Annotated in this window: 11 protein-coding genes; 6 read left to right on the top strand and 5 right to left on the bottom strand. The window is 44.1% G+C overall.

The annotated features are described in order from the left end of the window. Positions 1-183: 183 nt before the first annotated feature. Complete coding sequence (locus tag LAY41_RS20840) at positions 184-1,287, bottom strand: serine/threonine-protein kinase (protein ID WP_249102536.1); 1,104 nt, start codon at positions 1,285-1,287, stop codon at positions 184-186. A 126-nt stretch (positions 1,288-1,413) separates the two neighbouring features. Then, entirely contained in the window at positions 1,414-1,794 is a 381-nt protein-coding gene (locus LAY41_RS20835) for a DUF3011 domain-containing protein (RefSeq protein ID WP_249102535.1), read from the bottom strand. A gap of 280 nt (positions 1,795-2,074) precedes the next feature. Between LAY41_RS20835 and recR the strand changes: the two genes are divergently transcribed. The 6 genes from recR (at position 2,075) to LAY41_RS20805 (ending at position 8,328) form a co-directional block, all read left to right on the top strand. Continuing rightward, complete coding sequence (gene recR / locus LAY41_RS20830; protein WP_249102533.1) at positions 2,075-2,701, top strand: recombination mediator RecR; 627 nt, start codon at positions 2,075-2,077, stop codon at positions 2,699-2,701. Between the two features lie 348 nt (positions 2,702-3,049). Beyond that, positions 3,050-3,376: a DUF433 domain-containing protein gene (locus LAY41_RS20825; RefSeq protein ID WP_249102527.1), complete on the top strand. Its 327-nt coding sequence runs from the start codon at positions 3,050-3,052 to the stop codon at positions 3,374-3,376. Positions 3,377-3,582: 206 nt separating this feature from the next. Further along, entirely contained in the window at positions 3,583-4,698 is a 1,116-nt protein-coding gene (locus LAY41_RS20820; RefSeq protein ID WP_249102523.1) for a phosphodiester glycosidase family protein, read from the top strand. Next, positions 4,673-4,918, top strand: a complete 246-nt coding sequence (locus tag LAY41_RS20815; protein ID WP_249102521.1) for a hypothetical protein — start codon at positions 4,673-4,675, stop codon at positions 4,916-4,918. Before LAY41_RS20820 ends, LAY41_RS20815 begins: the two co-directional genes overlap by 26 nt. Before the next feature lie 31 nt (positions 4,919-4,949). After that, positions 4,950-6,425, top strand: coding sequence for a glycogen synthase GlgA (gene glgA / locus LAY41_RS20810; protein WP_249102511.1), 1,476 nt, complete (start codon positions 4,950-4,952; stop codon positions 6,423-6,425). A gap of 463 nt (positions 6,426-6,888) precedes the next feature. Next, positions 6,889-8,328, top strand: coding sequence for an esterase/lipase family protein (locus LAY41_RS20805; protein ID WP_249102510.1), 1,440 nt, complete (start codon positions 6,889-6,891; stop codon positions 8,326-8,328). Between the two features lie 278 nt (positions 8,329-8,606). Here LAY41_RS20805 and LAY41_RS20800 read toward each other — a convergent pair whose 3' ends face one another. The 3 genes from LAY41_RS20800 to LAY41_RS20790 all read right to left on the bottom strand — a co-directional run. Continuing rightward, positions 8,607-9,755 carry an alanine--glyoxylate aminotransferase family protein gene (locus LAY41_RS20800; RefSeq protein ID WP_249102509.1) on the bottom strand — a complete coding sequence of 383 codons (1,149 nt, stop codon included), beginning with the start codon at positions 9,753-9,755 and terminating at the stop codon, positions 8,607-8,609. A gap of 281 nt (positions 9,756-10,036) precedes the next feature. Next, positions 10,037-11,149 carry an AAA family ATPase gene (locus tag LAY41_RS20795; RefSeq protein WP_249102507.1) on the bottom strand — a complete coding sequence of 371 codons (1,113 nt, stop codon included), beginning with the start codon at positions 11,147-11,149 and terminating at the stop codon, positions 10,037-10,039. A 2-nt stretch (positions 11,150-11,151) separates the two neighbouring features. Next, the coding region (locus LAY41_RS20790; protein WP_420840334.1) for a WD40 repeat domain-containing protein at positions 11,152-11,423 on the bottom strand (272 nt) is incomplete at its 5' end.

Here is an 11,423-nt window from a genome sequence, read left to right as displayed (position 1 = left end):
GTCTCTACATTCTTTGAAAGGAGCAACGTCTCTACATTCTTTGAAAGGAGCAACGTCTCTACATTCTTTGAAAGGAGCAACGTCTCTACATTCTTTGAAAGGAGCAACGTCTCTACATTCTTTGAAAGGAGCAACGTCTCTACATTCTTTGAAAGGAGATGTCTATTGCACGGGCGATCGCATTTAGCCTGATAAACTTGAATTTAGCGGCTGACTTTGTTCTTCCCAAGGACACCACTCATCCAAGGCTCTCAAAGGGCCGCAATTTATTTTTAATGAGCTTTTGACGATCGGAAGAACTAGAAAAATAACTATTCCGACAACTACTATAAATGCTAATATTCTAAGGGGATGACTAGGCGGATTAGCTCTGAACCATTCAGTTAGGTTGAATATAATTGCAGATTTTCTTGGTCTACCTGTTACTCGCCCATTTTTTTTCGGCTTTTGTAGCTTATTTATGACATCCTGCGCTGATTCATAGCGTTGCCAAGAGTCATCGCGGATCATAAGGGACAAGATTTGTGCCAGTCCGTTGCTAACCTGCGCTTTGTTCCGCCAGATGACTTCACCTAAGCGACTATCTTTTGGTAAATCTTTTGGATCTAATCCTGTTAGTGCTTGGATAGCTGTCATTCCCAGCGCATAGATATCGCTGTTAGGTTTTGGTTCGCCTTGAAGTTGCTCTTTAGGAGTATAGCCTTTTATATAAATTACAGTTGGTCTTGTTTGCGGTCTGCTAGTTGCTGATTGCGCCAGTACTTCTTTAACAGCACCAAAATCAATCAGGACTAACTTGCCGTCCCGGTTTCGCCTCATCAAATTTTCCGGCTTAATATCGCGGTGGATGATACCTTTAGAGTGGATAAATTCTAAAATTGGCAGCACATCTGACAAGATCTCGACCACTCGCCCTTCCCTCAGCTTTTTTCCTTTCTGTAGTTCATCGCTCAGGGGATGTCCCTCAATAAATTCCTGGACTAAGTAAAATTGTCTATTTTCTTCAAAATAAGCATAAAAAAGTGGGATTTGGTCATTTCTTGGGGGTTGGCTTAACTGTAGTAGGACTGATGCTTCCCGTTCAAACAAGTCTTTAGCTCTGTCAAAAGTTAGTGAATCCTTATTGACAAAGTTGAAGCGTTTAACGGCACACTTTCTTTCCATTGCATACAAATCTTCGGCTAGGTAGGTATCGCCAAAGTTACCAGCGCCTAGCAGTTGAATAATTCGGTAATGTCCCCCTACAACTTGTCTTGGTTTTAGAGGTTGCCCCGGTACTACAGTCATGTCACACAATTGGTCAGAGCGATCGCGTACTTTTTTCTCATTCTAAAGTAAGATTGTCCCAGTAGTATTATAAATATTGCTCCCCGACCTCTAAGAGGTCGGGGATTCCCAGATCGCCCTAATCATTTACCGTGTGTATCGATCGTTGCGGTTGTATCGATCGTTCTGGTTATATCGATCGTTCTGGTTATATCGATCGTTCTGGTTATATCGATCGTTGCGGTTGTATCGGTCGTTCCGGCGACTCCCAACCGAGAACTCGGCTCGGCAACCATTCCTCACCCAAATACGATTCCTGTCATAGCCCCAATTCCCGTTACATCTGCTGTTAGAGAGCTGTCTAACGAGTCTTACGCCGCCATTTGTATTCACCCGACAAAAAGTCCGCTCGCGATTATTACTTTGACAAGTTACAATTCGCTGCGCCTCGGCTGGGATGCCAGCAGCGAAAACCGTGCCAATACTAATCGCAAAAGCGGTAGCAATGACTGAAAAACGGTTAACCATATTAAATTTCTCCATTTTTGGATTGGTGTTCTATGCTGAGCAAATGAAATAAAATTGGCCTCAAAGCCTTGCAATAGACTGAATTGCTTATTAAGGAACTTTCACTTGCTACTAGCTATATCGACGAGTATATCGAACCAAAGTTTCCATAGCACGTAGTTTCCTTCATGTCAATTGGAGTGACACTAATCCCTATATCATTCTTCCGCATAAGAATTACACCCCTAAAGGTTGATTTAGAATAACCACAAACGCCCTCCAGATGGCGATCGCTTTCTTTATGATTGAAAAGGACGGATTCGGAGGCAGTACCACGGTTTACACACGCCCTTTAGCTCGTTTGATCGAGCAATTACAACGCCTGCCCGGTGTTGGCCCTAAAACGGCTCAACGCTTGGCTTTACATATCCTCAAGCGATCGGAAGATGAAGTCCAGGCGCTAGCCCAAGCTTTGATTGAGGCTAAACAACAAGTTGGTTTGTGTCAAGAGTGTTTTCACTTATCTGCTGAGCCTGTTTGCGAGATTTGCCGCAACCCAAATCGCGATAATACCACTCTTTGTGTGGTAGCGGATTCGCGGGATCTGATCGCTTTGGAAAAAACGCGAGAATATAGCGGTAAGTATCACATCCTGGGCGGTGTAATTTCTCCGATGGATGGTATTGGCCCAGAACAGTTGAATGTTTCGCCCTTAGTGCGGCGGGTGAGTCAGCAGAAAACTAAAGAAGTGATTTTGGCAATTACTCCCAGTGTGGAAGGCGAGACGACGACGCTTTATGTGGGTCAGTTGTTGAAGCCTTTTACAAAGGTGACGCGCATTGCGTTTGGTTTACCTGTGGGTGGCGAGTTGGAGTATGCGGATGAGGTGACTTTGGCACGTGCTTTGGAAGGGAGAAGAGAGTTGTGATCGATTCAGAACCGATCCGAAAAGTCAGTTTTGGAGATTTTTTACCGCTGATGGAAGCAGATATAGCCCTTATAAGGTAGGTGAGGTAAGCTATTACGCATCTAAATCGAATACAAGGACGGGCAGGATGCCCATCCCACAAGAAGCTCAGAAAAACTGACTGTGAAATTAGATGCGTAGCAGCTTATGACTGACAGCTTATATAACCACTAAATTAAGAGGGCTAAAGCCCAACTACGTACCTCACTTACTTGAGAACTGCTATAAACGCAGATAAACGCAGATGAAGGACAGCGGCTAAATGATTTTTCGGATCGGCTCTAAAAGTGGAGAATTTGGAGGTAAGCTATGACTCTTAAAGAGTTGGAAACACAACTCGTTTCTTTAACTCCTGATGAAAAAGTTCAGGCACTACAAATATTAACTTCAAGTTTAGCCAACAACTGGCCTGAAATTAATAAGACTCCCGGCGTAATGGGTGGTGACGCCTGTATCAGACTGACTCGGATTCCTGTTTGGTTGCTAGTCAGTTATCGTCGCGATGGTGCGAATGATGCAAAAATCCTTGAGGGTCATCCAGATCTTAGTGCCGCAGACTTGGTGAATGCTTTCGCTTATGCTGATGCACATTATGATGAAATTGAAGCGTCGATACGAAGGCAAGAGGAAGCTTGAATAATGGCGCGTTTCTATGCAGATGAACAATTCCCAGTTGTGGAATTTTTAGGCACTTTATGTCAGGATTGATGAGGCTATTTCTTTGGTGGAAACATTAAGCGGTAAACTGATTCGAGTTACTCGTTCTTCATCATAAGTTTGCTTATCTAGGGTGCGATCGTCTATGGTAGCGAAAAACGTTTGTCTTAATTAAGGAAATTTTTATGTCGAAACCCCAACAAGCAAGTGGCTGCCAGAAGATGCTGCGGCGGACTTTTTTATTCCTGTTCGGTATGGCGGCGACTCAAGTTTTAACTGAATACTTTTCAGTTCCACAACATCGGGACAAAACTGTTAAACTTTTGAGTCAAATCTGGCAAAAAGTTCTAGCTTTCAGGTCAACAAACGATCCAGATGTAATTCCGCCACCAGTTAATAAGGGTCCGATCGCACAAATCAGCCCTACTCCTCAACCGCTGATTATAAATGAAAAAGATAGCCCTAATATTGAGCCTTTCGGACATCAAGGCAAATCCCAATTAACGAAAATATCGCCCAAAAAAGCACGACCCTTAGAATTTAGCCGCAGAACTGTAGGCGGTGTCAGTTTTTATCAAACCACAATCGATATGACTGACCCGGAAACTTTTATTACTACCGGATTAGCAAATAACGCAACTTTTGCTAATACTGCAAGTTTGACCAACGGCGATGAAGCTTTTGAGAAGCTAGTCGAGCGCTATAAAGCAGCTGTAATTGTCAGCGGCACTTTTTTCGGTAAAGATACTCAAAAAGCTGTTTTGGGTAACATGGTAGCGGGGGGGAAATTTCTCAAATATAGCCGCTGGGAAAATTACGGTACTACTTTGGGAATAAAAGCTGGCAATGAATTGGAGATGGTTACAGCACGCACAGAAGGTCAACCGCAGTGGAACGAACATTGGTTTTCTCTTACTTGCGGGCCGAGATTGGTCAAACAGGGGAAAGTTTGGCTTTCTCCTTTGTCAGAAGGATTCAAAGATTCCCATGTACTGGGTGTTGGTGCGCGTAGTGCGATCGGATTTCCGGCATCTAAACAACAACTATTTTTGGTGACTTTTTTGCAAAGTTTATCTTTGCAACAAGAAGCTGAGATTATGAAGGCTATTGGTTGTATGGAAGCGATGAATTTAGATGGGGGTGCTTCTGTTGCTTTAGCTCGGAAAAGAAGGATTTTGTTGCCAGCGGGACGGAACTTGACTAATGTAATAGTGGTTTACGATACTGAATATCGAGCGCCACAAGATCTGAAAATGTCTTGGCAGGGGTTTCAAAATGGCGATCGGCCCTTATATCCATAAGCTAACTTCCAGAATTAGGCTTTTACGCCAAAAACCCTTAAAACCGATTCGTAGCGTTGTCCCGATCTTTGAGGTGCGTTACGGCTTGAGCCTAAAGCACCCTACGAAGTATGCTACTCTATCTGCGATCGCATCCAGCATTGCCCCATGCTCCAATAAAACTTTCCTTTATTCCGAATGGCTAAGTTACGCGATCGCCATAAAATATTATCTTTTGTAAAGGTGAAGATTAATATAGGTGAGGACAAAGGATGTACATCGTACAAATTGCCTCTGAATGCGCTCCTGTCATCAAAGCTGGAGGCTTGGGCGATGTTGTTTACGGGCTGAGTAGAGAGTTAGGAATTCGGGGTCATGGGGTAGAAATTATTCTGCCAAAGTACGATTGTATGCGCTATGACCATATTTGGGGGCTTCATAACGCCTATCGCGACTTGGAGGTTCCGTGGGATGGCGGCGCGATTACCTGTTCTGTGGATTGTGGCTGGGTACACGGACAGCTATGTTTCTTTATCGAACCCCAATCGGGCGATAACTTTTTTAACCGGGGTTGTTACTACGGTTGCCTAGACGACCATTTGCGCTTTGCTTTCTTCAGCAAAGCGGCTTTAGAGTTTCTGCACAGAACTAACAAGCATCCTGATATTATCCATTGCCATGACTGGCAAACAGGCTTAGTTCCAGTCATGCTTTACGAGATTTATAAACATCACGGGATGGAGAACCAGCGGGTATGCTATACGATTCACAACTTTAAACATCAAGGGATAGCCGGTGCGAATGTGCTTACGGCGACAGGTTTGTATCGGCAGGAATACTACTACGATGTCGATCGCCTGCGCGATGATGGGAACGAAACGGCGTTAAACTTCATGAAAGCAGGGATCGTCTACTCGAATTTTGTCAACACGGTTTCGCCGCATCATGCTTGGGAAGCGCGTTTCACAGACGTTGGTTGTGGTTTGGGTTACACCCTGCACAAACAGCAACACAAATTTGGCGGCATTCTCAATGGCATTGATTATCAGGTCTGGAATCCAGAAGTCGATCCCTACATTCCCTATCACTACAGTAAGGATGATTTAGAAGAAAAAGCCAAGAACAAAAAAGCCCTGCGCGAACGCCTCTGGCTGAATCATGTCAATAAACCGATTATTTGCTTCATCGGTCGGTTAGACGATCAAAAAGGCGTTCATCTCGTTCATCACGCCATTTATTACACGCTAAGTCAAGGAGCGCAATTTGTGCTGTTGGGTTCAGCTACAGAACCGGGAATTAACACCCATTTCTGGCACGAAAAACAGCATCTGAACGATAACGCAGATTGCCACATGGAAATTGGTTTTAACGAAGAATTAGCTCACTTAATCTATGCAGGTGCCGATATGATTATCGTCCCCAGCAACTACGAACCTTGTGGGCTAACGCAGATGATTGGATTGAAATATGGAACTGTGCCGATCGTGCGGGGAGTAGGCGGTCTTGTCAATACTGTGTTCGATCGCGACTACGACCAAAATAAACCGCCAGAGGAACGCAATGGCTATGTGTTCTACCAGACAGATTATCAAGCTATGGAATCTGCGATCGATCGGGCAATTGGTTTGTGGTACAAATATCCCAAAGAGTTTCGCAAACTCGTACTTCAGGGCATGGAGTATGACTACTCGTGGAACCATCCCGGCACTCAGTATGTAGGGATTTACGACCACATTCGGCACAAGTAAAGCTAGCAGTAGGGTGCGTTAGCGATCGCGTAACGCACCGTCTCCAGAGAATTCTACAGCCTAGAGCTTGATAAAATTGCCGAATTCTTGCTCATTCTTGCCTATAAATTCATTATTTTCATTAATTAGGTCTTATTGAGAATAGCAGACCTATCTTTTTTCGACAACAATGGGTCAACCCCTCACGCAGTAAGGGGTTGACCCATTGTTGTCACCCCGTCAGCAAATTGTAAGGAGAATCATCCTGATAATGATAACTGATGAAGTATTAAATAATGGCGTTGCTGAATGACGGTATGATGAAAGCGGAATCCTGACACAGCCATCGAGAGTGTCAGCCATCGATTCATACCTTGAATCAGCAACGCCTAAATAATTAACCCAAAAGGCTTAGTTGCCCTATCTCCTGCTATTCTCTAGCCTTGTCGAAATCACGTAAAAATTAAAGAGTTAAAACCAAGTTATGCCACGCCCCATTGTTCTCATACACGGTTACTCAGCTAATTCAACGGCTTTTAGTGAATGGGAAAAAAAACTTGAAAGTCACTACAAAAACACAGATGTTATAGTCATCCATACAGCTAGCTATAAATCTCTTACTAATGAGATAACCATCAAAGATATTGCTGAAGCATTTGATCGAGTGCTTCGCTCCTATATTGAAGATGAAGAATTTGATGCCATTGTTCATTCAACTGGAATGCTGGTTATTCGCGCTTGGTTAACTACTTACGCCTATGCTGCTGATGTCAGTCGTCGTAGTCGCCTTAAACACTTGATTGGATTAGCACCAGCAACTTTTGGCTCTCCTTTAGCCCATAAAGGAAGAAGTTGGCTTGGTTCGGTTATGAAGGGAAATCAAATACTTGGGCCTGATTTTATGGAAGCTGGCAATCTGATTTTGGATAATCTTGAATTAGGTAGTCGTTTCATTTGGGATCTTGCTCATCTTGACTTGATTGGCTCTGCCCAAGATAAACCTGAACATAAACCCTACTATAGCGAAGATGACACGACCCCTTATGTGTTTGTTTTCTGTGGTAATAAGGGATATGACGGAATTAGCGGATTAGCTAATACTCCTGGGTCTGATGGTACTGTCAGATGGGCAGGTTGCGCTCTCAACACCCGCAAATTTATTGTAGATTTGACGCAAGATCCATCTCAAAACAAAGACAAGGCTTTAAAAGAACGAAGCAAACCAGACGAACATCCCCAACACCAGATTGATATTCCACTGGTGCTAGTTGATGGCCATAATCACGAGACAATTCTGAACAGCCCTAGCAAAGATTTGGTTGATTTGGTGGTACAAGCTTTAGATGTTTCTGATCGAGACAGTTTTGGCAGATGGACAGCTAAGGCTAAAGCTCATATGGAGAGCCTGAAAAATGAAAAAGGAGATAAATGGGAAGAATGGCAACAGTTTATTATTCGTGTTGTAGATGAGCGTCTCGATCCAGTCACAGAATGGAATGTTCAGTTTTTTATGAAGGATAAAGATGGAAAAGAATTTTGGTTGGATGAAAAGTCAGATTTACACGTTCATACCTATGCTCGGGACAAAAGTCTGCGATGCTTTCATGTCAATCTAAGTAAACAGAAGCTAGAAAGCCTTTCTGAATTATGTATGAAGTTGATTGTTTCATCGGGAACTAGCCTTGTTGCGTATTACGGTTATGGCAGTGGAAAAATTACAGTAGATGGCGATCTACAACCGTCAAATGGAAGATGGGATGCACAATTGAAATTAGATCATCTTCTTAAGGCAGAAGTGAAATTTTTCTGCCCTTTTACAACTACTCTTATTGAGATTCGTCTGAATCGTGAACCAATGCCAATAAACAGAGCGAAAGAAAATAATATTTTAACTTTTGCAAAGAAGCTAAATGAAGCTCTGTAGAGGAAGAAAGAGTAGCTGTCCCGTTAATCTGCTTCTTACCCCAAATATAGCGGGACTGCTATCAGCCGCAAAACGATAGCCTTATTAGGATTGCTACAGGTGCGTTACACTGCGTTAACGCACCCTACGAAAGTGGTTCTTTCGGGTCAAATATGCGGTCGTAGTAGCACAGCTAATTAAAATCTTGGTATGACCGACATACTGATAATGCCGTGCTACTACAAAATGTTCGTTTTGAACATTAGCATAATAATTCCGAAAGACCCAACAAAATCTCACTACTTGGGTAAAACTTGGCGTAATGCTTCTAAAAGGCGATCGACATTTTCTTTCCGACTGTTGAAACCCATTAAACCCACACGCCAAACTTTACCCGCCAATTCCCCAAGTCCGCCGCCAATCTCAATGCCGTATTCAGTAAGCAACTGGCGCGATACTGCCTTCCCATCTACACCCTCTGGAATGCAGACAGTAGTTAGGGTTGGCAGGCGAAACTCTCGCTGGACGTGGAGGGAGAGTCCCAAGTCTTCCAATCCCTGCCAAAGATACTCCACATTCTTTTGATGACGCTGCCAAGAGTTTTCCACACCTTCTTCGGCAACTAAACGCAGGGCTTCCCGCAGAGCATAGTACAAGTTAATGGGGGCTGTGTGGTGATAGATGCGTTCCTTTCCCCAGTACTTAGACAATAACGTCATATCCAGATACCAGTTGGCAACTTTATTGCGACGTTGCTGTAATTTCTCTACTGCACGGGGACTCATCGTAAATGGGGAAGCACCGGGAGGACAACCCAACCCTTTCTGACTGCAACTATAAGCTAGATCGACTCCCCACTCATCTAGAAATATGGGAACGCCGCCCAGACTGGTTACCGTATCCAGCAACAGGAGACAGTCAAATTCGCGACACAGGTCACCCACTCCTGACAAAGGTTGACGCGCCCCTGTGGATGTTTCCGCATGGACTAAAGCCAGGATAGCCGGACGGTGAGTTTCTAGCGCTGTCCGCAATTCGGTTAGGGTAAAGACTTGTCCCCACGGTTTGGTAATGGTTCGCACGTCCGCGCCGTATCGTCCCGCCATATCGACGAGGCGATTGCCGAAGTATCCGCTGACACCAACCAAAACGACATCGCCCGGTTCGGTGACGTTGGCGATCGTTCCTTCCATTGCGGCGCTTCCCGTACCGCTAACTGCGATCGTGAGCGGGTTTTCCGTCTGCCAAACGTAGCGCAGCAAGCTCTGGATCTCATCCATCAGCGCCAGAAATGCCGGGTCGAGGTGTCCTACGGGGGGAGTATTCATCGCTTGCAGGACGGCTGGATGGGCATTGGAGGGGCCTGGGCCAAGCAGCAGACGAGTCGGGATTTCCAAGGGAGCGAGTTGAAGTCGCTGACTGTTGTTAATTGAGGATGTTAGGGTCATTATTTGTTACATTTTGAAATATTTTGAGAGGAAAACGAATAGCGCTCAGCATCTAGATTACGTCAATATCCTGCAATAACTGCCCCTAATAACTGGAATCTAGACTAACCGCGCTTTTCAGGTGCGTAGGTACGCGAAACCCGGTTTCTTCAACAATACCTTCGCCATTTTTTTCAAACGCCCTCACCCTGAAGGGTGGGGCTACACATACCAAGCCCACGAAGGTGGGCTTCCGTTCTTATAGCCTGCGAAGGCAGGCTTTGTTTGTATAGCCCCACCCTTCAGGGTGAGGTATTTTGGCTCAGCCAGTCCCGAAACTTAGAATGATAAAAACTATAACAATTTTCTCCTCTTATTATTTCCTGATGTAAGAATTCCCGCCAATTTTCCAACACTTCTTCTACATCATATTCATCTTCATTTATCATTTCTGCAATTAATTCTGCTGAAATTGGTTGTTTTTGCTGCGACAAAATCTTGATTACGGCTAATTCAATCGCATCCAAAGTATTACCTATCATTTGTTGCCAATGATTTTGGTAATATGCTGCTAAACCTGGGGTAAGAAACCCGGTTTCTTTAGGAGAAAACGGGTTTTTGAGTTCCTCACCCAAAGACCCTGCAACCAATTTCTCAGCAATAACAGGTAATATTTGACTCAGATACATGAAGTTATTATCGCTTTCGGCGATAAGCTGTTCGATGAATTCTTGTTGATTGATATTGAGATCCCCCCCAACCCCCCTTAAGAAGGGGGGAGTTGGAGTTGCGGAAAGGTAAGTATTGATATAATTTCGCACATCTTCCCGATTTTCCTGCGGGTATGCTGACAAATCCAAAATTTGAAAAGGTGCTTCAATTAATAAACCAGATTTCTCACGCAAAAACGGGCGACGAGTCAGAATAAAATAAACTTTATCGGGTAGATATCTGGGCAGATAAAATAAATTTGTGCCTGGGGGTTGGTGGTTAGCATCAATCCTATCTAAAGCATCAATGGCAATTATCAACCGTTCATCGGGTGATAGTAAATCGCTGATTTTCTGAAGTAACAGAGAAAGCGACCAACTCTCCTCTGATGCGTTCCCATTCCCGATTCGCCGCAGCAATTCACTACAAACAATCGCGAGAAATTCTTCAGCGCGATTTTTTCCCGCAACTCCCGCATTGTAATAGATAACTTGGGGATTTTCGCTCACATATTTGGCGAGGATTGCACTTTTGCCGCTACCGGGTGCGCCGAGAATCGTAAAGTAACCTCGGTTTTGGCGAGAAAGAAAGTTGTTAATGGCAGAAAAGACGAATTCGCGACCGACAAAATTAGCGCTTTTTTCGCTAATTATTTGCCTAAATTCGGTTGGGTAGGTAGTTGGGGATAGAGGTGTGGTGTTCATGGTTATTTTTCTATTCCTTCCAGGCGCAAAAAATACACCTGTCCCCATTTTTCACCCACCACAATTGTCACTCCATCCGATGCAATCGCGCAGCAATTTATTGGATACTCAGCAGTGAAAGTGGCAATTTCTTTCCCTGTTTCCAAATTCCACAGTTTGAGAGTTTTGTCATAAGAACCAGAAATCGCTTTTTTCCCATCCGGTGTGATGGCGACTGCTCTTACCCAACCGCTATAACCATTAAAAGTAAACAGTTCCGACCCTGTTTCCAAAT

Origin of the sequence: Argonema galeatum A003/A1 (genome assembly GCF_023333595.1) — a bacterium.
GTDB lineage: Bacteria > Cyanobacteriota > Cyanobacteriia > Cyanobacteriales > Aerosakkonemataceae > Argonema > Argonema galeatum.
Note: the sequence above shows the minus strand (reverse complement) of the source record. Positions and strands in the feature narration are given on the sequence as shown.